The 23,004-nt window shown below is 45.6% G+C and carries 15 protein-coding genes; 6 read left to right on the forward strand and 9 right to left on the reverse strand.

Annotated features, from left to right (window positions below):
* Positions 1–357: 357 nt before the first annotated feature.
* Complete coding sequence (locus tag H5073_RS14765) at positions 358–1,314, forward strand: integron integrase (RefSeq protein WP_182680331.1); 957 nt, start codon at positions 358–360, stop codon at positions 1,312–1,314.
* Between the two features lie 608 nt (positions 1,315–1,922).
* Here H5073_RS14765 and H5073_RS14770 read toward each other — a convergent pair.
* The 9 genes from H5073_RS14770 to sdhC form a co-directional block, all read right to left on the reverse strand.
* The gene (locus H5073_RS14770; protein ID WP_182680332.1) at positions 1,923–2,849 is read right to left on the reverse strand and encodes an AEC family transporter; all 927 of its coding nucleotides are present in this window, start codon (positions 2,847–2,849) and stop codon (positions 1,923–1,925) included.
* A 141-nt stretch (positions 2,850–2,990) separates the two neighbouring features.
* On the reverse strand, positions 2,991–3,863 hold the full coding sequence (gene sucD / locus H5073_RS14775; protein WP_182680333.1) for a succinate--CoA ligase subunit alpha: 873 nt from the start codon (positions 3,861–3,863) through the stop codon (positions 2,991–2,993).
* Positions 3,863–5,029, reverse strand: coding sequence for an ADP-forming succinate--CoA ligase subunit beta (gene sucC / locus H5073_RS14780; RefSeq protein ID WP_182680334.1), 1,167 nt, complete (start codon positions 5,027–5,029; stop codon positions 3,863–3,865). The genes sucD and sucC overlap by 1 nt, the downstream gene beginning before the upstream one ends.
* 77 nt (positions 5,030–5,106) lie before the next feature.
* Positions 5,107–6,300: a 2-oxoglutarate dehydrogenase complex dihydrolipoyllysine-residue succinyltransferase gene (odhB, locus tag H5073_RS14785; protein ID WP_182680335.1), complete on the reverse strand. Its 1,194-nt coding sequence runs from the start codon at positions 6,298–6,300 to the stop codon at positions 5,107–5,109.
* Between the two features lie 29 nt (positions 6,301–6,329).
* Positions 6,330–9,152, reverse strand: coding sequence for a 2-oxoglutarate dehydrogenase E1 component (gene sucA, locus H5073_RS14790; RefSeq protein WP_182680336.1), 2,823 nt, complete (start codon positions 9,150–9,152; stop codon positions 6,330–6,332).
* A gap of 213 nt (positions 9,153–9,365) precedes the next feature.
* Positions 9,366–10,073, reverse strand: coding sequence for a succinate dehydrogenase iron-sulfur subunit (locus H5073_RS14795; protein WP_182680337.1), 708 nt, complete (start codon positions 10,071–10,073; stop codon positions 9,366–9,368).
* Positions 10,074–10,089: 16 nt separating this feature from the next.
* Positions 10,090–11,856, reverse strand: coding sequence for a succinate dehydrogenase flavoprotein subunit (sdhA, locus tag H5073_RS14800; protein ID WP_182680338.1), 1,767 nt, complete (start codon positions 11,854–11,856; stop codon positions 10,090–10,092).
* Complete coding sequence (gene sdhD / locus H5073_RS14805) at positions 11,856–12,203, reverse strand: succinate dehydrogenase, hydrophobic membrane anchor protein (RefSeq protein ID WP_182680339.1); 348 nt, start codon at positions 12,201–12,203, stop codon at positions 11,856–11,858. Before sdhD ends, sdhA begins: the two co-directional genes overlap by 1 nt.
* Positions 12,197–12,592, reverse strand: coding sequence for a succinate dehydrogenase cytochrome b556 subunit (gene sdhC / locus H5073_RS14810; protein ID WP_182680355.1), 396 nt, complete (start codon positions 12,590–12,592; stop codon positions 12,197–12,199). Before sdhC ends, sdhD begins: the two co-directional genes overlap by 7 nt.
* 456 nt (positions 12,593–13,048) lie before the next feature.
* On the opposite strand from sdhC, the gene H5073_RS14815 reads away from it, so the two are divergent.
* The 5 genes from H5073_RS14815 (at position 13,049) to H5073_RS14835 (ending at position 22,990) form a co-directional block, all read left to right on the forward strand.
* Positions 13,049–14,335 (forward strand): citrate synthase, encoded by a 1,287-nt coding sequence (locus H5073_RS14815; protein ID WP_182680340.1) that lies wholly within the window; start codon positions 13,049–13,051, stop codon positions 14,333–14,335.
* 335 nt (positions 14,336–14,670) lie between these two features.
* On the forward strand, positions 14,671–15,729 hold the full coding sequence (locus H5073_RS14820; protein WP_182680341.1) for an efflux RND transporter periplasmic adaptor subunit: 1,059 nt from the start codon (positions 14,671–14,673) through the stop codon (positions 15,727–15,729).
* Positions 15,730–15,741: 12 nt separating this feature from the next.
* On the forward strand, positions 15,742–19,029 hold the full coding sequence (locus H5073_RS14825) for an efflux RND transporter permease subunit (RefSeq protein ID WP_182680342.1): 3,288 nt from the start codon (positions 15,742–15,744) through the stop codon (positions 19,027–19,029).
* A complete protein-coding gene (locus H5073_RS14830; protein ID WP_182680343.1) occupies positions 19,026–22,124 on the forward strand; it encodes an efflux RND transporter permease subunit in 3,099 nt (1,032 codons plus the stop codon). The genes H5073_RS14825 and H5073_RS14830 overlap by 4 nt, the downstream gene beginning before the upstream one ends.
* Positions 22,121–22,990 carry an MBL fold metallo-hydrolase gene (locus H5073_RS14835; protein ID WP_182680344.1) on the forward strand — a complete coding sequence of 290 codons (870 nt, stop codon included), beginning with the start codon at positions 22,121–22,123 and terminating at the stop codon, positions 22,988–22,990. The genes H5073_RS14830 and H5073_RS14835 overlap by 4 nt, the downstream gene beginning before the upstream one ends.
* The last annotated feature ends 14 nt before the right edge of the window (positions 22,991–23,004 follow it).

The following is a 23,004-nucleotide window of genomic DNA, read 5'->3' on the forward strand; positions in this document are numbered from 1 at the left end:
GCGAATTCCGGTTAACACCCTAAAGGCATCAACCTAAACCTAAACACAATGACGCTTTAATTATTAATAATTCCAGTAACTTAACAGCATTTCATTGGTAAGGCAATACGCCTTTCGTTCAGGTACTCTTTGCAACGTAAGTCGAGAATTTAGAGTGTCGAGAACATCACCTTCTCGTTATGTAGCGATTTAGTGAAAATATATCATTACTTTTCAGTTAGATAGATTGTTTGCTAGCTGAAACCGAGAATTTTATGGATTTACATAACGAGAAGCAACATTCGCTTTTTGTGAGAGTTGAATTGTAACTGTATATAAACACAGTATCAGTAAGGTTCAAAAAACAAAGGAGCTGTTATGCCTGCTTCACCATTTTTAGCCTCTGTCCGCACCGAGCTTCGCACTCGACGTTATAGCATTAAAACTGAAAAAGTGTACTTGTATTGGATAAAGCATTTCATCCTCTTTAATGATAAAAAACACCCTCAAGACATGGGGAATCATGAAATTGAGCGATTTTTAAATCATCTGGCAATCAATCGTGAGGTGAGTGCAGCAACTCAAAATCAAGCACTCTGTGCAATAATTTTTCTGTATCGATACATTATTCAAAAAGAGATAATAGGTTTACGCTACTCTTTCACTAAACGTGAGCAGAGCATCCCGACAGTATTAACCCATGACGAGGCGAAGAGCATCATCAATTTTCTTTCTGGTCAGTATTGGCTAATTGCATCACTTTTATACGGTTGTGGCCTACGGATAAATGAAGCATTAACATTGAGGATCAAGGATCTTAACCTTAACGACAATACCCTATTTATTTTTAGGGGAAAGGGTAAAAAAGACCGCTATACCTTACTTCCTAAATCGTTACATTCCGCCATAACGGCTCAAATTGCTAAAGTAAAAAGCCTCCATACTTGTGAGTTAAGTGAAGGTTATGGCTTAGCCTCTTTGCCACCTGCGCTTATACGCAAATACCGCAGCGCAGCAAAGGATTTTTGTTGGCAATATCTTTTCCCTTCTACCACACGCTGTACTCACCCTTATGATGGCTATATTTGTCGCCACCACATTCACGAAAGCTCGTTTAGGAAGCAATTACGTACCGCTGTCATCGCAAGTCAAATACCCAAACGGATCAAAGCCCATACTTTTAGGCATAGTTTTGCCACACAACTTTTACTCAATGGCACTGACATTCGCACGGTACAGGAATTGCTTGGTCACACAGATTTAAAAACCACCGAGCTCTATACTCATGTGATTGGCTCGCGCTTTAGCCATACGGTTAGCCCTATGGATAGATGACGATTAATTCAGCACACGCGAGGTGAACCATGTTGCATCTGCGAGACGACCGTCTACTTCTTGTTTTAGAAAATGGGACGTCGAAGCGAGCTACATGGAAGTATATACGCGTGTCGGTGAGCAGATGCCATGGCAAGCCTATACTTTTGGGGCCAGCTTAACTATTGACGATTCTAAGTTAGTGAACTTGATGTCCAAGCTTCGCTTGGATCAAAGTCGCAGGGTTCCACTCTTCACTGGCCAAGAGGGGAAAACAACAGCATTTTCCCCTCTTGGAACACCCTTGTGCCGCCCGCGAAGTTATTGATCCTCATCCGACGAAGAAAATACCTAACGGCTCGACGCCACATCCATGTGCCCTACGAGCCTTAACCATCATCCCTGATGGTTGCACGGTATTTTAATCGCAGGATTTCGGTAACTTCGAGGGTAATTGGTGCAACCTGTCGGTCTAATGTTAATCCTCAGCTGGTTGTTTTCTTTACTTTTTTTGGTTAAAAAATGACGGCAAGGTCAAAAAGTGAGCCATACCATCTACATTATCAAAAGTAAATCTGAGTATCCCTTCCCCTAACCCGTCACTGTTAAATGCCTGTATCAACTTAAACCTATAACAACACTACCAGCCAAAAACTAAAGCTGAGCACTGACAACAGCGTCGATAACACTACGGTACTGCCTAAGGTGGCTTCATGCTGCTTAAGCTCGGTGGCGATAAGGTAGGCGTTCACCCCGAGTGGTGAAGCGCTGAGCAGCACTAACATGGTGAGGGTTTGTGACGTGAGCCCAAACACATATTGCCCCATGGCATACACTAAGGCGGGCAACAGCAGAATTTTAAGGCCGCTTGCCAGCAGTGCTAGCTGCCAGTCTTGACCGATTTTATAAAAGCTTAAGTTGGCACCTAAAACAAATAAAGCGCAGGCAAGCGCTGGCCCGGCTAATAGATTAACGCCAGCATCCAAGGCAGTCATTAAAGTGAGCCCCAGCGCATTGGCCACTATGCCTAAACTGATACTGAGCACTACAGGGTTTAGCACCATGTTGCGGCCAAATTTACGCCATGAAAATCCTTGATCCCCTGCCCTTGCGGCCAAGATAAAGGTCAGGGCAAACAAGACGGCGCTGTGAAAGGTGATGATCATAAACACTTGGCCTATCATGGCCTCACCCAAGGCGGCGATAATAATTGGCAGCCCCACCAATACGGTATTAGAGTAACTTGAGCCTAAGGCAAACACGGCGCTGGCATCGCGGCTTCGATATTGAAGTGGGCTAAAGTGACGATTTAAGCGATAGCCTAGGGTGAATACCAGCAATACTGGCAAATAGAATGACAGCAATACGCTCACATCGAAGCTTTGTGACAGGGGCGCCGCCAGCATATTGATAAACAAGAAGGCTGGTATGCTGACGTAGAAAGTGAACTTGCTAATACCGCCAATCTGCTCTTTAGTGAAGAATCGCAGCCGTGTCAGCGAGTAGCCTAACGCCACCATAAAAATCAGCGGAAAAATAATAGCAAAAATGGTCATAAGCACCTGAGCTTGTTGGGTTTAACTTTAATTGGGTTTAACTTTAATTTGATTTACTTGAATTGACTGATTAACGATACCAATCATAAAAAAGCCAATAAAAAAGGCGCCTAAGCGCCTTTTCATCAGGAGGCTAAAAGATTACCAGCCTGTGCGAGTACGCAATGCTTTACCAATGTCAGCTAACGAGCGAACCGTGGTCACGCCTGCAGCTTCAAGAGCGGCAAACTTGTCTTCAGCCGTACCTTTACCGCCAGCGATAATCGCGCCAGCATGGCCCATGCGCTTACCTTCTGGTGCAGTTACACCAGCAATGTAAGAAACCACAGGCTTAGTCACGTTTGCTTTGATATAAGCCGCAGCTTCTTCTTCAGCATTACCACCGATTTCACCGATCATTACAATCGCTTCAGTCTGTGGATCGTTTTGGAACATTTCCAATACGTCGATGAAGTTAGTACCAGGAATTGGGTCACCACCGATACCTACACAAGTAGATTGGCCGAAACCTTCATCTGTGGTTTGCTTAACCGCTTCGTAGGTTAAGGTACCAGAGCGTGAAACAATACCCACTTTACCTGGCTTATGAATGTGACCTGGCATAATACCAATCTTACATTCGCCTGGAGTGATAACACCTGGGCAGTTAGGGCCAATCATGCGAACGCCAGTTTCTTCAAGCTTCACTTTTACTTGCAGCATATCCAGTGTTGGGATGCCTTCAGTGATACAAACGATAAGCTCAAGGCCAGCATCGATGGCTTCAAGGATAGCGTCTTTACAAAAAGGAGCTGGTACGTAGATAACAGTTGCTGTAGCGCCTGTTGCAACAACAGCATCTTTAACTGTGTTAAACACTGGCAAACCTAGGTGAGTTTGACCACCTTTACCAGGAGATACACCGCCAACCATTTGCGTGCCGTAGGCAATGGCTTGCTCAGAGTGGAATGTACCCTGACCACCAGTGAAACCTTGACAGATCACCTTGGTATCTTTGTTAATTAAAACAGACATTATTTGCCCTCCGCAGCTTTAACAACTTGCTCAGCCGCGTCAGTTAGACTTGTCGCTGCTATGATATCAAGACCCGATTTTGCTAATACTTCACGGCCTAATTCTGCATTAGTACCTTCAAGACGCACAACCACTGGCACCTGAACTCCCACTTCTTTAACCGCACCGATAATACCTTCAGCGATCATATCGCAACGCACGATACCACCGAAGATGTTAACCAATACCGCTTTAACATTGCTGTCAGAAAGAATGATTTTGAATGCTTCAGCAACGCGCTCTTTAGTTGCGCCGCCGCCTACGTCTAGGAAGTTAGCTGGCTTGCCACCGTGTAGGTTTACGATATCCATCGTACCCATTGCTAGGCCTGCACCATTAACCATACAACCTACGTTGCCATCTAAAGCAACATAGTTAAGTTCGAACTTAGCTGCATGCGCTTCACGAGCATCATCTTGTGATGGATCGTGCATGGCTTTGATTTTCGGTTGACGGAATAATGCGTTGCCATCAATGCCAATCTTGCCATCTAAACAGTGAAGGTTGCCTTCTGTTGTGATAACAAGTGGGTTGATCTCTAATAATGCGAAATCATGGTCGTTAAACATGTTCGCCAGACCCATAAAGATCTTAGTGAACTGCTTCATTTGAGTTGGGTTTAAACCTAACTTGAAGCCAAGATCGCGAGCTTGATAAGCTTGAGGACCGGTTAACGGGTCAATAATTGCGGTGTGAATTAGCTCTGGCGTATGTTCAGCCACAGTTTCAATGTCAACGCCGCCTTCAGTTGATGCCATAAACACCACGCGACGTGTGCTACGGTCAACCACTGCACCTAAGTACAATTCATTGGCGATGTCGGTGCAGCTTTCAACCAGAATTTTAGCAACAGGCTGACCTTTAGCGTCAGTCTGGTATGTGACTAAATTCTTACCTAACCAGTTTTCAGCGAATGCTCTGATTTCGTCTTTATTGCCGGTAACTTTAACGCCACCCGCTTTACCACGGCCGCCTGCGTGTACTTGACACTTAACAACCCATAAGTTTCCGCCAATGTGACCAGCCGCTTCAACTGCTTCTTGAGCAGTATCACAAGCAAAACCTTCTGACACTGGTAAACCATATTCGGCAAATAGTGCTTTTGCCTGATACTCATGCAAATTCATGATGATCTATCCATATACTTCTAATAAATCCAACTGGCTCAATAGAGCCAGCGACGAGGGTATTGTCCAGTTGACTCTTAAAGGTCAAGCAATAGACGAGTTGGATCTTCAAGGAAGTCTTTAATAGCCACCAAGAAGCCAACCGACTCACGGCCATCGACAATGCGGTGGTCATAAGACAGTGCTAGGTACATCATCGGCAGGATTTCAACCTGACCATTGACTGCCATAGGGCGATCTTTAATGGCATGCATGCCTAAAATCGCACTTTGTGGCAGGTTCAAAATTGGCGTTGACATCAGCGAGCCAAATACGCCGCCGTTAGTCACAGTGAAGTTACCGCCGGTCATATCAGCAACAGACAGTTTGCCATCACGGCCTTTAATCGCAAGTTCACGTACCGCTTTTTCGATTTCAGCTAAGTTCATGGTGTCAGTGTCACGCAATACTGGTGTCACCAAACCACGAGGGGTTGAAACCGCGATGCTGATATCAAAATAGTTGTGATAGACAATGTCATCACCATCGATAGAGGCATTCACTTCTGGGAAACGTTTTAGCGCTTCAGTCACAGCTTTAATGTAGAAAGACATAAAGCCTAATCGAATGCCATGACGCTTCTCAAAGATATCCTGATACTGCTTACGGATATCCATGATGGGCTTCATGTTCACTTCGTTAAAGGTAGTGAGCATGGCCGTTGAGTTTTTCGCTTCTAACAGGCGAGTGGCAATGGTCTTACGCAGACGCGACATAGGCACGCGCTTCTCAGTGCGACCAGCAAGTGGCGCTACTGGTGCTGCGGCTGGTGCAGTGGCTTTAGCAGGCGCAGACTTAATAAAAGCATCAACGTCTTCTTTAGTCACGCGGCCACCCACGCCTGTGCCTTTAATCTTGCTGGCATCTAAGTTGTGTTCAGCAATTAAACGACGTACTGATGGACTTAGGGCATCGTTTGACTCGTCTGTAGCAGCGGGCGCTGCTGCAGGAGCGGCATCGGCCTTAGGCGCTTCAGTTGCAGCTGCAGCTGCAGCCCCAGCGATAAATTTAGCAATCACTTGCTCACCAAGAACGGTATCGCCTTCTTGGAATAAAAACTCGCTGATTGAGCCATCTTCTGGCGCAACCACTTCAAGCACGACTTTATCAGTCTCAATATCGACTAAGTTTTGATCGCGAGAAACCTGTTCACCAGGCTGAACGTGCCAAGTCGCAATCGTTGCATCTGCAACAGATTCTGGCAGTACGGGTACCTTGATTTCGATACTCATTGAACGCTTTCCTTTTTTTAAATTATCTATTACGACAGTTTTAACGCACTATTCACTAAGGATTCTTGTTGCTCAGCATGCAAGCTTGGGTAACCACACGCTGGTGCCGCAGACGCTTCACGGCCAGCATAAGTCAACTTAGCCGTCCCTGGAATAGCATTCCAGAAGTGATGTTGACTGCTGTACCAAGCGCCTTGGTTTTGCGGCTCTTCCTGACACCAGACAAAATCGGACACATGTTGATATTCGTTCAGTGCAGCGACCATTTCCTCATGGGGGAATGGGTATAACTGCTCAACACGTAATATGGCGATGTTGGTGATATTTTCTTGACGGCGTCTTTCAAGTAATTCGAAATACACTTTACCGCTACAGAACACAACGCGGTCAACCTTGCTGCTGTCTAAGCTGTCAATTTCACCGATAATATTTTGGAAATTACCTTCGGCTAATTCTTCCATGCTAGATACGGCTAATGGGTGACGCAACAGCGACTTAGGCGACATCACCACCAATGGACGACGCATAGGACGCACCACTTGACGGCGCAGCATATGGTAAACCTGCGCAGGTGTTGATGGCACACACACTTGCATATTGTGGTTAGCACAAAGCTGTAAGAAACGCTCTAGACGGGCGCTTGAATGCTCTGGACCTTGGCCTTCATAACCGTGGGGTAGCAACATAGTCAGACCACATAAACGGCCCCACTTCTGCTCGCCTGAGGATAAGAACTGGTCGATAACCACTTGCGCACAGTTAACGAAGTCACCAAATTGCGCTTCCCAAATGGTTAAACCACTAGGTTCTGCTGTGGCGTAACCGTATTCGAACGCCAGCACTGAGGCTTCAGATAACACTGAATCTGTGATATCAATCGGGCCTTGTTCATCAGCGATGTGACGCAGTGGCATATAAGTGCTGCCATCGGCTTGATTATGCAATACAGCATGGCGATGGAAGAAGGTACCACGGCCAGAATCTTGACCTGTGATGCGCACTCGGCGTTTATCTTCTAAAATACTGGCGTAAGCTAAGGTTTCTGCAAACCCCCAATCAAGTGGTTTTTCACCGCTGGCCATCGCTTTGCGGTCGCCGTAGATTTTTGCAACTCGTGATTGCAGTTGATGACTTTCTGGGATAGTCACAAGCTTGTCAGCCAAGTTCTGTAAGCGCGCCATGCTCATAGTGGGATCGTAAGCTTCATCCCAATCTATGCCAATATACGGGCTCCAATCCACTGGACGCAGTGACATAGGACGCCACTCTTTTACCACGCAATCACCGTGATCTAATGCATCGCGATAGTTATTCACTAAGGCAGTGGCATCTTCTGCGGCTAAGCTGTTTTCAGCGACCAACTTATCGGCGTAGATTTTACGCGGGGTAGGATGCTTCTTGATTTTAGCGTACATAATAGGCTGAGTTGCACTAGGCTCATCAGCTTCGTTATGCCCATGACGGCGATAACAGACTAAATCAATCACCACATCACGCTTAAACTCATTGCGATAATCCACCGCCAACTGAGCGATAAAGGCAACCGCTTCAGGGTCATCAGCGTTGACGTGGAAAATTGGCGCCTGCACCATTTTAGCGATATCAGTACAATATTCCGTTGAACGCACATCGGCTGCATTTGAGGTAGTGAAACCCACTTGGTTGTTCACTACTATGCGAATACTGCCGCCAACTTTAAAGCCGCGAGTCTGAGACATGTTAAATGTCTCTTGCACTATGCCTTGGCCAGTAATTGCCGAGTCACCATGAATGGTGATAGGCATGACCCGCAAGCCATCTTTGCATTGGAGTCTGTCTTGACGAGCACGCACACTGCCGATAACCACAGGGTTAACAATTTCTAAATGCGACGGGTTAAACGCCAGCGCTAAATGAACATTACCGCCAGGGGTTTCAAAGTCAGATGAGAAACCTTGGTGATACTTAACGTCACCAGAACCATGGCCTTCGGCATGCTTACCGGCGAACTCATCAAATAACTCAGAAGGACGCTTACCTAAAATATTCACCAATAAGTTCAAGCGCCCACGGTGGGCCATGCCCACAACAATTTCTTTAGTGCCCGCAGAGCCTGCGCGATAAATAATTTCACGCATCATAGGCACAAGTGAATCACCGCCTTCAAGCGAGAAGCGCTTAGCACCTGGGAATTTAGCACCTAAGTACTTTTCCATGCCTTCGGCCGCGTTCAAGCCTTCTAGAATGCGTTTTTTAGTGTCTTTATCGTAATTAGCCTTACCTAAGGTTGGCTCAAGACGTTGCTGGATCCAGCGCTTCTCATCTGTGTCAGTAATGTGCATATATTCTGCACCAATTGAGCCACAGTAAGTGCTTTTAAGGGCCTTAACGATATCAGACAATTTCATGGTTTGACCGCCTAAAGCGAACGAACCCGTATTGAATTCTCTTTGCATGTCTTCATCATTAAGATCATGGAACTTAGGATCTAATTCAGACACGGCTTCACGCTGCCATAACCCAAGCGGATCAAGGTTAGCATTTTGATGACCACGAAAACGGTGGGCATTGATCAATTGCAGTACTTTAACTTGCTTCGAATCGAGCTCTGGATCGCTGACGCTTCCCGCGCCTTTTAATCGACCCGCTAAAGCAACACTTCGAAAATAATCACGTACTTTTGAATGGGCAGTTTCTGGCACTTCGGTAGAGGCACCATTTACTGGAGGGAGATTATCAAAAACGACGCGCCAATCAGCAGGTACTGAATCAGGATCTTCTTGATAGGCTTCGTACATCTCTTCTACGTAGGTCGAGTTAGCACCACTTAAATGTGATGATTCGAGCCAGGCTTTCATGATGCCTTGGTGCATTGTTATTCCTTCCAAACTTGATACACGAGCTTAGCCATTTACATAAATGTGATAAGACAATTGCTTAGCACAACTTATGGCATGACGGGCCTATTATGAACAATAAGTCAGCCATAACCGTCTTCCTTAAACACACAAAAGAGCCATTCCCAACATTGAGAATGACTCTTAGTCGAACTAGCAGGTAAGCTTACCCAGTTCAAATGCGTGCATTTATACCGCTCGCTTGAGTAGCATTGACTTAATGTGACCAATGGCTTTAGTAGGGTTTAAGCCTTTAGGACACACATCAACACAGTTCATGATGCCATGGCAACGGAACACACTGTAAGCATCATCAAGTTCTGACAAACGCTCTTCAGTGGCCGTATCACGGCTATCAATCAAGAAACGGTAAGCATGTAACAAACCACTTGGACCGATAAACTTATCAGGGTTCCACCAGAATGATGGGCAAGCAGTTGAACAACAAGCGCACATAATACATTCATACAAACCATCTAAGTGCTCGCGCTCTTCAGGGGATTGTAAATGCTCACGTGCTGGCGCTTTCTCATCATTGATAAGGAAAGGCTTAATTTTTTCGTATTGCTTATAGAATTGCGTTAAATCAACCACTAAGTCACGAACAACCGGCATGCCAGGTAGAGGACGAATTTCAATCTTCTTACCTTTGAAGGTCGAAAGCGGCGTGATACAAGCTAAGCCATTTTTACCGTTCATGTTAACGCCGTCTGATCCACACACACCTTCACGGCATGAACGGCGAAACGCCAAGGTAGAGTCTTGTTCTTTAAGCTTAATAAGCGCGTCTAACACCATCATATCAGAGCCGTCTGGCACTTCTAAGATGTAATCCTTCATGTAAGGCTTAGTATCTACATCAGGGTTATAACGATACACTGCAAATGTTAATTTCATCTTTGCAACTCCTGCCTTAGTAGGTACGTTTAATCGGTGGGAAAGCTGCACGTAACTTAGGTGCCATATTGACATCACGCTTGCGCATTTCCACTGTCACAGGATCAAATATGCTGTGGCATAACCAATTGTCATCATCACGGTCTAAGAAATCTTCACGTGAATGTGCGCCGCGGCTTTCAGTACGGAAGTTAGCGGCATAAGCCGTTGCTAATGCCGTTGCCATTAAGTTATCTAGCTCTAAACATTCAATACGCTGGGTATTAAACTCTTTTGAGTTATCAGATAGCTTAGCATTTTCAAGACGCTTCTGGATGGCTTGCAATTGCTCTAAACCTTCAGCCATGGCATCGCCACTACGGAACACTGAGAAATTTAGCTGCATGCACAATTGCAGATCTTTACGGATGACCGCAGGGTCTTCACCGTCTTTATTGCTTTCCCAGCGGTTTAGACGTGCAAGTGATGCGTTGATTTCAGCTTCAGTAGGCGCTTTAGGTTCAGCTGTTTCATCAAGAGCCTTACCTAAGTGCTGACCTGCAGCGCGGCCAAAGACCACTAAATCAAGTAGCGAGTTACCGCCTAAACGGTTAGCACCATGTACTGATACACAAGCAATTTCGCCCACTGCAAACAGGCCGGTTACTTCTTGCTCTGTGCCGTCTTCATTCATGCGAATAACCTGACCGCTCACTTTAGCAGGCAAGCCGCCCATCATATAATGACAGGTTGGTAGTACTGGGATTGGACCATCGGCCGGATCGATATGAGCAAAGGTACGTGATAATTCACACACACCTGGAAGACGCGCTTCTAGGGTCTCTTTACCTAAATGATCAAGCTTCAATAAACAATGCGGGCCCAATGGACCATCAAGACCACGGCCTTCACGGATTTCTGTCATCATAGAACGTGCTACCACGTCACGAGATGCTAAATCCTTGGCGTTTGGTGCATAACGTTCCATGAAACGCTCGCCGTCTTTGTTTAACAGATAACCGCCTTCACCGCGACAACCTTCAGTCACCAACACACCTGCGCCAGCAATACCCGTTGGGTGAAACTGCCACATTTCCATATCTTGTAATTGAACCCCAGCACGCGCAGCCATACCCACGCCATCACCCGTGTTGATATGAGCGTTAGTGGTCGAGGCATAAATGCGCCCTGCACCACCGGTTGCTAGAATTGTTGCCTTAGCTTTGAAATAAACGATGTCGCCAGTTTCGATCTCAATTGCAGTACAACCGACAATCACGCCGTCTTCGTTTTTCACTAAATCAAGGGCATACCACTCAGAAAACACGTCAGTCTTATGCTTAACGTTTTGCTGGTATAGACAATGTAATAGTGCATGGCCGGTACGGTCCGCCGCTGCCGCAGTACGTGCCGCTTGCTCACCACCAAAGTTTCTTGATTGACCGCCAAAAGGACGTTGATAAATAGTGCCGTTTTCAAAACGAGAGAATGGCAGACCCATGTGCTCTAGTTCGATAATGGCTTCTGGACCGGTTTGACACATAAATTCGATAGCATCTTGGTCACCAATAAAATCAGAACCTTTAACGGTATCGTACATGTGCTGTTCCCAGTGATCTTCATGGGCGTTACCAAGGGCTACGGTAATACCGCCCTGGGCTGACACTGTATGAGAACGGGTTGGGAATACTTTAGATAACAGCGCGCAGCTCTTACCTTCTTTAGAAATCTGCAATGCAGCACGCATACCAGCGCCACCAGCGCCGATTACGATTGCATCAAATTCGCGTACTGGAATACTCACTAGACACCCCACACTATAATGATGCCGGCCGCTAAATAGCTAAATGCGGTCACGACGAAGGTAAACTGTAATACACCACGTAAAGCCGTAGACTTAACGTAATCTGTCAGCACTTGCCAAATACCAATCCATGCGTGGATAAGTAAGGCAATCAGGGTTACCAGTGTAAAGACTTTCATTGCCAAGGTGCTAAAAAGACCGTGCCAAATCTCAAAAGTCAAAGGCGAACTGCAGGCAATAAAGCCAACCAAAAAGATGGTATAACAGGCTAGAATGACAGCGCTTGCGCGTAATAAAATATAGTCATGAACACCGCTGCGTCCAAAACTTGCTGCGTTTGTTACCATACCCAAACCCCCGCGATGATAGAAAAGGCTGCTGCTAACACAAATAGTGCCTTGGCGGATGCGTTACCAGACTTGAGTTCTTCCCAGCAACCGGCATCCATGATCAAGTGACGTATGCCACCTAATAAGTGATAACCAAGTGCAGTTAAGATACCCCAGAGGATAAACTTCATCACAAAACTATCGAACAAGGATTGTACGCTAGCGAAACCTTCGGCTGATGTTAACGTTGAATTTAACAACCAAAGAAGGATACCGATAGCAAACAGCATAATGACACCGGAAATACGGTGAAGGATCGACACAATCGCTGTTGCAGGAAAGCGAATGGTCTGCAGATCTAGATGGACAGGTCTTTGCTTTTTCACGTTCTGCTCACTCAGCTCCATTGAGCAAATTTGCTTCAAAGAGCATTTATTTTTGTTATGTATATCGTCTTTGATTAAATTTTCTACACCAATGACTGGCAAAAACTTCAATCAAAAACATACTTAATGCAAACACCTAACCAATTGAGAAATCACTAGTATGTGTAGGAATAGTAAAATGTTCAAATTGTGATGTTTGTCGCCCTTAGGACGCAGCCAAGTATACTCGCGGCTTTTGTCAAATACAAACATCACACTATGCAAATTATCATTTTTTGTATTTTGCGCCGTTCAACACCAAGTTTTTACAAGTTTGTTGCGCAATCTCAATGTTTACCAATAAAAATAAACATATGCTTAAATTTGTTTTATGTAATTTAAACGCTTATTTAAATTGAAATGTGATCTAGAATCACTGTAAAGTAATGGCCGCTAACGAAGCTGCGCTCGTTGAAAATGTTAAGTAAGGAGAAGGGTATGGCTGACAAAATGGCCAAATTAGAATTACCAGAGAACAATTCAATCGAATTGCCGATCATGCAAGGCACTGCCGGTTTCGATGTTATTGACATCAGTAAACTCGGGAAAAAGGGCTATTTCACTTTCGATCCAGGCTTTTTAGCCACTGCCTCTTGCGAGTCTGCCATTACCTATATCGATGGTGAGCAAGGTGTACTATTACACCGTGGCTACCCTATCGACCAATTAGCGACTGAATCTGATTATTTAGATTTATGTTACTTGTTGCTTTACGGTGAATTGCCATCAAAAGTACAGTACGAAGAATTTGTCGGCACTGTAAAACAGCACACTATGGTGAATGAGCAGCTTGCCTTCTTCTTTAGAGGTTTCCGCCGTGATGCTCATCCTATGGCCATGTTATGTGGCGTAACAGGTGCATTATCAGCATTCTTCCAAGACTCTTTAGACGTCAACAACCCTGAGCACAGAGAAATCGCTGCTTATCGTTTAGTGTCTAAGATGCCAACTATTGCTGCAATGTGTTACAAGTACTCTGTTGGTCAGCCATTTATTTACCCACGTAACGATTTAAGCTACGCAGGTAACTTCTTGTCTATGATGTTCGCAACGCCTTGTGAAACCTATGTGGTGAACCCCGTTATCGAACGTGCTATTGACCGTATCTTCGTATTACACGCAGATCACGAGCAAAATGCATCGACATCAACTGTACGTTTAGCCGGCTCTTCGGGTGCAAACCCATTTGCTTGTATCGCAGCGGGTATCGCTTCACTTTGGGGCCCTGCACACGGCGGCGCTAACGAAGCGTGCCTAAACATGCTTGAAGAAATCGGCAGTGTTGATCGTATTCCTGAGTTTATCGAGAAAGCCAAAGACAAGAACGATCCATTCCGCTTAATGGGCTTTGGTCATCGGGTTTACAAAAACTTTGACCCTCGTGCCAAAGTTATGCGCGAAACCTGCCATGAAGTGCTTAAAGAACTTAAGGTCAAGGATCCATTGTTGGATGTGGCCATGGAACTTGAGCGTATCGCCCTTGAAGATGAATACTTCATCTCTAAGAAGCTTTATCCAAACGTTGACTTCTACTCTGGCATCATAATGAAAGCCATAGGCATTCCAACCAGTATGTTTACAGTACTGTTTGCGCTTGCGCGTACAGTGGGTTGGATTTCACATTGGAAAGAAATGCTTGACCAACCAGGTCACAAGATCAGCCGTCCACGTCAGTTGTACACAGGTGCGACTCACAGAGACTTCGTGGCTAAAGATAAGCGTTAATCGCTTGCTTTAATATTAAAAGGCGCCTAGTGCGCCTTTTTTATTGGCTGTAACATACTCATTAGTTAATTCCACCACATTTTATACATTTTCACTACAATTCATCCAAGTTCACTACGCCAATTTAGTTAAAACAACACAGCCACCCCATAACTACTTGTATTAAATAATAAAATAACAACTGGCACATTTCCTGCTTAAAAGCAGTAAATTAACATTCGTTACAAATATTTTAGTGACGAATAGACAAAGGCATACGACACTCTAGCCAGTTGCGATTGCACTTGTCGTTAACCCTATTATTTATTCAGCATTTTTAAATTAGCAGGTACCCCATGGACAGGTTCATTAACATTAAAACGCTCATACTTCCTTTTGTTTGCATTGCCGCCTTAAGTGCCTGTGAGCAACCCCAAGAACAAGCCAAAGAAGAAAAATTCGCCGTCCCTGTGGAAACCGCGGTTGTGGGCCAAGGCCATGTATCATCTTTCTATAGCACCACGGCGACATTGGAGGCGCCTGAAGAAGCCCACGTATTAAGTCGAGTCTCGGGTTTGATTGAAAAAATTAACGTTGAAGAAGGTGATAGAGTCACCAAGGGCCAGGTGCTGGCTGTCATCGATCCCAAGCGTCAAGAGTATGAGTTTAATCGCTCGCAAGCTGAAGTGCAGATCATCGAACAGGAATTGAACCGCCTTAATAAAATGAACAACAAAGAGTTCGTCAGTCAAGATGCGCTCGCAAAATTAGAATTTAACCTGCAAGCAGCAAAAGCCCAGCGTGATTTAGCTGAACTTAAATTTAAGGAAAGCCAAGTCACCTCCCCTATTAATGGTGTGGTTGCGCGCCGTTTAGTTAAATTAGGCAATATGGCCAAGGAATTTGATGAGCTTTTTTACATTGTTAACCAAGATGAACTTCATGGCATAGTCCACCTACCAGAACAGCAACTTGCCAGTTTGCGCTTAGGCCAAGAAGCAAAAGTCTTTAGCCAAAACAGTCATCAAGATGTTATCGCACATGTATTGCGCATTAGCCCAGTCGTAGATGCAAGCAGCGGCACTTTTAAAGTCACCTTAGCCGTGCCTAACCACAAAGCTCAACTTAAATCAGGCATGTTTACCCGTGTGGAGCTTAAATACGACACTCACGATAACGCCATCACAGTGCCTTACAATGCCGTTATCAACCAAGACAACATTTTAGCCTTGTACATCATCAAAGACGATATAGCCCTAAGACGTGAGGTCAGCTTAGGTTACCGTGAAAATGAAATCGTTGAAGTCATCCACGGCGTTGAGCCTGGTGAGCAAGTGGTTATCCGTGGTCAACAAAATTTAAAAGACCAATCCTTGGTAGAAGTTATCACCCCGCTTAACTTTGCCGCTAAATAACGGAGTCTTGACATGTCTATTATCAATACCTCCGTGAATCGTCCCGTTACTGTGTGGATGTTTATGTTGGCCATCATGCTATTTGGCATGGTGGGGTTCTCCCGCCTAGCGGTAAAATTACTGCCAGATTTAAGCTATCCCAGTGTCACTATTCGCACCTTGTACGATGGCGCAGCCCCGGTTGAAGTTGAGCAGTTAATTTCTAAACCCTTAGAAGAGTCCGTAGGTGTAGTTAAGGGCCTGCGTAAAATCAGCTCGATTTCTCGCTCAGGGCTTTCCGATGTAGTGCTGGAGTTTGAATGGGGCGTTGACATGGACTTGGCAAGCCTCGAAGTCAGAGAGAAAATTGACACCATAGAGCTGCCGCTGGACATTAATAAACCTTTGCTGCTGCGCTTTAACCCTAATCTTGACCCCATAATGCGTTTAGCTTTCTCTGTACCCGATGCCGATGCCGATCAGCTAAAGCAAATGCGCACCTTCGCCGATGAAGAACTTAAGCGCCGCCTTGAGGCCTTACCTGGCGTTGCCGCTGTGCGCCTATCAGGCGGGCTTGAGCAAGAAGTGCACATTTTGCTTAATCAACAAAAGCTTGCGCAACTAAACCTAAATGCCGACGATGTAAAACGCCGAATTAATGAAGAAAACATTAACTTATCCGCCGGTAAAGTGATCCAAGGCGATAAAGAATATTTAGTCAGAACCTTAAATCAATTCAACTCCCTAGAAGAGCTAGGCCAAGTCATTATTTACCGTGATGGCCAAACCTTAGTACGCCTAAACGATGTGGCACAAATTCAAGATGCCTATAAGGAGCGCAGTGATATCACCCGTATTGGCAGCGTTGAATCCATTGAGCTTGCCATCTATAAAGAAGGCGATGCCAATACCGTGGCGGTAGCGCAAAAGCTTAAGAGTGAACTTGAGTCAATCAACAGCACTGACAATGGCCATCAGCTGAATATTGTCTACGATCAAAGTGAATTTATTCAAAGTGCGGTGAGTGAAGTGACCTCAGCGGCGCTATTTGGCAGCCTGCTGGCCATGCTAGTTATCTATCTGTTTCTTAAAGACATTATAGCCACCTTAATTATTTCAATCTCGATCCCATTTTCGGTAATTGCCACCTTTAACATGATGTACTTTGCTGATATCAGCTTAAACATTATGTCTCTTGGCGGCATAGCGCTCGCCATAGGATTATTGGTGGATAATGCCATCGTGGTGTTAGAAAACATCGACAGGTATAAATCCCAAGGCATGGATAAAGTCACTGCGGCAGTTACCGGTTGCAGTGAAGTGGCAGGCGCCATATTTGCCTCTACCTTAACCACCCTTGCGGTATTTTTACCGCTAGTGTTTGTGGATGGTATCGCAGGTGCCTTGTTTGCAGACCAAGCAATGACAGTCACCTTTGCGCTGCTGGCCTCTCTCTTTGTCGCCATGACAGCCATTCCCATGCTGGCATCACGCCAAGGGTTTACCCGCATAGAAGAGTCCCAAGGCACTGCACAAGCGCCAACAGCCGCCCCTGAACTCATGGGCACTGGAGCTAAATTCATCCACTACAGCATTAAGATCATCAGCTTCCCCTTTTTATTGGTGTTCAGTTACTTACCACGTTTTTTACTCACTAGCACCTTAGTGTTAAGCCGCTTTTTCGCTTGGTTCTTTGGGCTTTTTATGCGCCCGTTAAGCCAAGCTTTTAATGCGGTTTATCATCTGGTTGAGCGTATATACCAGCCGCTACTTGCCAGCGCCATGAAGAGGAAAGTCACGACCTTAGTCATAGCGTTTGCCATCACCTTGGCGGCCACCAGCTTGTTACCTCGCCTTGGGGTTGAACTTATTCCTCCCATGAATCAGGGTGAGTTTTATGTGGAAATTTTGCTGCCTCCAGGTACTGAAGTCAGTGAAACCGATGCTGTATTGCAAATTTTAGCCGAGTCCATTAGTGAGCGCAGCGATGTTAAGCATGCCTATAGCCAAGCTGGCAGCGGCGGCCTAATGACCTCAGATACAGCCCAAGGCGGGGAAAACTGGGGCCGTTTGCAAGTGGTACTAAACCATGCTGATGCCTTTGATGCAGTAAGTCAGGTGCTGCGTCATACTGCACGCCGTTTACCTGAATTAGAAGCCAAAATTGAGCACCCAGAGCTGTTTAGCTTTAAGCCGCCACTTGAAATTGAATTGGCAGGTTATGATTTAGCTCAGCTTAAGCTCAGCGCCGATGCCTTAGTCAAAGCCTTGTCACAATCCGATAGATTTAGCGACCTAAATACCAGCCTTCGCGACGGTCAGCCTGAAATTAGCATTCAATTTGATCATGCCCGCCTTGCCGCTTTAGGCATGGACGCGCCCACGGTTGCCACCCGTATTGCTCAGCGCATTGGCGGCACGGTTGCCAGTCAATATACGGTCCGTGACCGTAAAGTGGATATTTTGGTGCGCAGTGAACTCAGCGAGCGCGATCAAATTAGTGACATCGACTCGCTTATCATCAACCCCAACAGTGCCCAGCCAATTCCCTTAAGTGCGGTGGCTCAAGTGCAACTGAAAGTCGGCCCTTCTGCCATTAACCGCGTCAGCCAGCAACGAGTGGCTATAGTGTCATCAAATCTTGCCTATGGGGATTTAAGTGAAGCCGTAGTTGAAGCCCAAGAGATTTTAGCGACCTTACAACTTTCAAGCTCAATTCAAGCCCGTTTTGGCGGTCAGAACGAAGAAATGGAGCACTCCTTCGACTCCCTTAACATCGCCTTAGTGCTGGCGGTATTTTTGGTCTACCTAGTGATGGCAAGCCAGTTTGAATCACTATTACACCCGCTGCTTATCTTGATTGCGGTGCCCATGGCGCTGGGCGGCAGTGTGATAGGTTTATACATCACAGGCACTCACTTAAGCGTGGTGGTGTTTATCGGCCTTATTATGCTGGCGGGGATTGTGGTCAATAATGCCATTGTATTGGTGGATAGAATTAACCAATTGCGCCGTGACGGCCAAGACAAGCACAGTGCCATCATAGATGCGGCATCTTCTCGCCTAAGGCCCATTCTAATGACCACCTTAACCACTACACTTGGGTTATTGCCCATGGCAATTGGCCTAGGCGATGGCAGTGAAGTGCGTGCTCCAATGGCGATTACGGTTATTTTCGGCTTGAGCCTCTCAACCCTATTAACCTTGTTAGTGATCCCAGCGCTTTATGGCTTATTCGATAAAAAAGAGTATGCAGTCCAAGCAAAAGATAAAACTTCGATTGATCAAGCCCAGCCCCTAGGACATGGAGCTCAATCATGAATATCACCAAACTTGCCATAAAGCGCCCTGTCACTACTTGCATGTTTTTCCTTGCCATATTGCTCTTTGGCATGGCATCGAGCCGAATGCTGCCCTTGGAGATGTTCCCTGGGATTGATATTCCGCAGATCATGGTGCAAGTGCCCTATCGCGGCTCGACACCAGCTGAAGTTGAGCGTGATATCACTCGCCCTTTAGAGGAGGCGCTCGCCACCATGAGCGGCATCGAGGAAGTGCACTCTAACTCTTCACAAGATGGTGCCGATATTCAACTCAATATGAAATGGGGAGAAGATGTTGCCACTAAGAGCTTAGAGGCTCGGGAGAAAATCGACTCGGTAAGGCATTTATTGCCAAAAGATGTGGAGCGGGTGTTCATTCAGCAATTCTCCACCGCCGATATGCCCGTGCTCACCATACGTATATCCAGTGAGCGAGAGCTGTCTAACGCCTTTGATTTACTGGATAAACAGCTAAGAAAACCCCTTGAGCGAGTAGATGGCGTCTCCAAAGTGACCCTTTATGGCGTCGAGCAAAAGCAAATTGAAGTCAGGCTCGATGCCCTTAAACTCAGCGCCGCAAATGTGGATACCTTAGCACTGGCGCAAAGACTGCAAAATGAAAATTTTGTCATCAGTGCCGGTACTCTTAGGGCCAACACTCAGGTGTATCAAGTGTCTCCTAAAGGTGAATTTAAAAATCTTGAAGACATTAGCAGCCTAGTCATCAAGCCTGGGCTTACCTTAGGGGATGTGGCGCAAATAAATTTTGCACTACCTGAGCGTATCGAAGGGCGGTTATTGGATCAAAAATATGCCGTGGGTTTAGATGTATTTAAAGAGTCTGGCGCCAACTTGGTGGAGGTATCAGATAGAGTATTAAAGGTAATCGACAGGGTAAAACAAGATAAACAGTTTAATGGTATCAATTTGTTTATTATGGAAGATCAAGCCTTTGGGGTTAAATCTTCCTTATCAGATCTGTTATTGTCCGGCCTCATTGGGGCGCTACTTTCATTTGGTGTTTTGTACCTATTTTTACGCAACCTTAAGATGACATTAGTGGTGGTGTCTTCTGTGCCCATCTCTATCTGCATGACCTTAGCTGCCATGTATTTTCTGGGTTACAGCTTAAATATTTTATCTATGATGGGACTACTTTTGGCCGTCGGCATGTTGATTGATAATGCCGTGGTAGTCACAGAAAGTGTGCTACAAGAAAAACAAGCCGGCAATATAGATGATAGCGATAGCTGTCAAATCAAGGCCAATGAGCGCGCTGTGCTCACCGGCGTTGAAAAAGTGGCCCTTGCTGTTATGGCAGGCACCATGACCACGGCAATCGTGTTTTTACCCAATATTTTTGGGGTCAAAATTGATATTACTATCTTCCTTGAGCATGTCGCTATTGCCATCTGTATTTCACTGGCCGCCTCTTTATTGCTCGCCAAGACCTTAATTCCTTTGATGCTGAGCAAGTTTCACTTTGATATCCCCAAGCAAACCAAAGAAAGCCAATTACAGCGCCATTACCAACGCAGCCTTAATTGGACTTTAACTCACCCTAAAATCTCAGCAGCGATAGCGGTGTTGATCTTAGTCTCAACCGCGCTACCACTGACCTTTATTAAACAAGATCAAAGTGATGGCGAAGGAAATGATCGCCTGTATATTAATTATCAAATTGAAGGCCGCCATAACCTAAAAGTCACCGAAGCCACGGTAAAACAGATGGAAGACTATTTATACGCCAATAAAGAAAAATTTTTTATTGAATCTGTCTACAGCTATTACAGCCCACAAGATTGCCAATCAACGCTTATTTTAAAGAAAGACATTCCCATCCCTATGGCTGAGCTTAAAAAGACCATCCGCGAGGGCTTTCCTAAGTTTTCTATCGCCACGCCGCAGTTTGGTTGGGGCGGTGAGCAAAGGGGAATACGGGTTACGTTAACTGGCCGCTCAGCGGCTGAATTGATTAGCTTAAGTGAACAAGTGGTGCCATTACTGAGCAACATCGAGGGCCTTGAAGATGTGCGCTCTGAAGTCAGCGGTGCCCAGCAAGAGGTGGTGATCATTATCAAGCGTCAAATGGCGATGCGACTCGACCTTAGGCTCAATGAGATTGCCTCCAATATCGCTATGGCACTCAGAGGCGTTCCGCTACGCTCTTTCAGGCACGACCCCAGTGGTGAGCTGCGCATTGAGCTTGCCTTTGATAAGAGCTGGCAAAACTCTCTGGAAGTCTTGAAGCAGCTGCCTATTGTTCGCCAAGGTGAGCGCACTTACACCTTAGACAGCCTAGCCGATATAAGTGTAGTGCCGCGATTTGACACCATACGTCACTACAATCGCCAAACCGCTTTGTCTATTGGTGCTAACGCTGAAGAACTCACAACTGAAGAAGCCCAAGAGAAAATCACCCAAGTGATGGACACAGTGAATTTCCCCTATGGCTATGGTTACAGTTTACGAGGCGGTTTTGAACGTCAAGATGAAGAACAATCTGTGATGCTAGTGAACATGATTTTAGCCATCGCGATGATTTATATCGTCATGGCCGCGCTTTTTGAATCATTGCTGTTGCCCACGGCCATTATCACCTCGATTTTGTTCTCCATCACTGGGGTTTTCTGGGCCTTGCTGTTTACAGGCACCCCCATGGGAATGATGTCTATGATTGGCATACTCATCTTGATGGGCATAGTCGTCAATAACGGCATAGTCTTGGTGGATCAAATCAACCAAATGACTCCCGCCCTTGATGAGCTTAGTGACACTATTCATCAAGTCTGTGTCACCCGCTTAAGACCCGTGTTAATGACAGTAGGCACTACGGTTTTAGGTTTGGTGCCACTGGCCATGGGAGATACCCAGATAGGGGGCGGCGGCCCGCCATACTCACCTATGGCCATCGCCATTATTGGTGGCTTGAGCTTTTCAACAGTGACCAGCCTGTTTCTGGTGCCTTTGTGCTACCAAGCTTTGTACAGAATGCGTCATAAAACGGCAGTTAGACTGGGCATGGCTGACAAATTAGCGCAAAAACTGCTACCTTGGACAGTTGAATCAGCTCCAGAAAGGAATGACCGATGAAATTACCCTCTTACGCGCTCTTAGGGCTTAGTCTATGCAGTGTTTTGCTGTCTCAATTTGTCCAAGCCCAAGAAGACAGGTTTGCACAAGTACAGATAACTCAGACTCAATTAGCCGAGAACGTGTACGTATTTATGGGAGCGGGAGGCAATATTGGCGTCTCATCCGGCGTCGATGGATTGCTCATTATCGATGATCAATTTGCGCCTCTAGCAGATAAAATCACTGCTGCATTGAATAGCTTGCAAGCAGGAATGCCAAAGTACGTGATTAATACCCATTTTCATGGCGATCACACGGGTGCTAATGAGCATTTTGGTCAGCAAGGCACTATTTTGGCTCACCATAAGGTACTAAGCCGGTTAAGTGAAAATAAAAGTCTAGCCAAGGCTGCCCTGCCAGTAATAACTTTCGATAAAGGCTTGTCAGTGCACTTTAACAACGACACCTTAGACGTTCGACACTTAGGACCTGGACACACGGATGGCGACAGTATTGTTATCTGGAAAAACGCCAATATTATTCATATGGGAGATTTATTCTTTAAAGATAAATACCCTTTTATCGACTTAGATCATGGCGGTTCTATTTTAGGTTATCGAGACAATGTCTCCGCCGCACTGGCGTTAATCAATGATAAAACCCAAGTGATCCCAGGTCATGGTGAAATGGCGACTAAAAATGATTTATTAAAATTCAAGCACATGCTCGATGACAGCATTAATTGGATGCGAAAAGAAATCAGTCTAGGCAAAAGCTTAGCGCAAATTAAAAAGCAAGGCGTGCCGAAAAAGTGGAAAACATGGGGCTGGACATTTATCTCTGAGGATAAATGGATCAATACCTTGTACCAAGGTTTGATGTAGGCGTTTATGATAAG

Source organism: Shewanella sp. SR44-3, from assembly GCF_014163735.1.
GTDB lineage: Bacteria > Pseudomonadota > Gammaproteobacteria > Enterobacterales > Shewanellaceae > Shewanella.

Excerpts from the sequence above, each read along its gene's own strand:
- H5073_RS14770 (WP_182680332.1), bottom strand. The coding sequence starts at position 2,849 with ATGACCATTTTTGCTATTATTTTTCCGCTGATTTTTATGGTGGCGTTA.
- H5073_RS14825 (WP_182680342.1), top strand. The coding sequence starts at position 15,742 with ATGTCTATTATCAATACCTCCGTGAATCGTCCCGTTACTGTGTGGATG.
- H5073_RS14765 (WP_182680331.1), top strand. The coding sequence starts at position 358 with ATGCCTGCTTCACCATTTTTAGCCTCTGTCCGCACCGAGCTTCGCACT.
- sucA (WP_182680336.1), bottom strand. The coding sequence starts at position 9,152 with ATGCACCAAGGCATCATGAAAGCCTGGCTCGAATCATCACATTTAAGT.
- H5073_RS14820 (WP_182680341.1), top strand. The coding sequence starts at position 14,671 with ATGGACAGGTTCATTAACATTAAAACGCTCATACTTCCTTTTGTTTGC.
- sucD (WP_182680333.1), bottom strand. The coding sequence starts at position 3,863 with ATGTCTGTTTTAATTAACAAAGATACCAAGGTGATCTGTCAAGGTTTC.
- sucC (WP_182680334.1), bottom strand. The coding sequence starts at position 5,029 with ATGAATTTGCATGAGTATCAGGCAAAAGCACTATTTGCCGAATATGGT.
- sdhD (WP_182680339.1), bottom strand. The coding sequence starts at position 12,203 with ATGGTAACAAACGCAGCAAGTTTTGGACGCAGCGGTGTTCATGACTAT.
- H5073_RS14830 (WP_182680343.1), top strand. The coding sequence starts at position 19,026 with ATGAATATCACCAAACTTGCCATAAAGCGCCCTGTCACTACTTGCATG.
- sdhC (WP_182680355.1), bottom strand. The coding sequence starts at position 12,592 with ATGGAGCTGAGTGAGCAGAACGTGAAAAAGCAAAGACCTGTCCATCTA.
- H5073_RS14795 (WP_182680337.1), bottom strand. The coding sequence starts at position 10,073 with ATGAAATTAACATTTGCAGTGTATCGTTATAACCCTGATGTAGATACT.
- H5073_RS14815 (WP_182680340.1), top strand. The coding sequence starts at position 13,049 with ATGGCTGACAAAATGGCCAAATTAGAATTACCAGAGAACAATTCAATC.
- odhB (WP_182680335.1), bottom strand. The coding sequence starts at position 6,300 with ATGAGTATCGAAATCAAGGTACCCGTACTGCCAGAATCTGTTGCAGAT.
- H5073_RS14835 (WP_182680344.1), top strand. The coding sequence starts at position 22,121 with ATGAAATTACCCTCTTACGCGCTCTTAGGGCTTAGTCTATGCAGTGTT.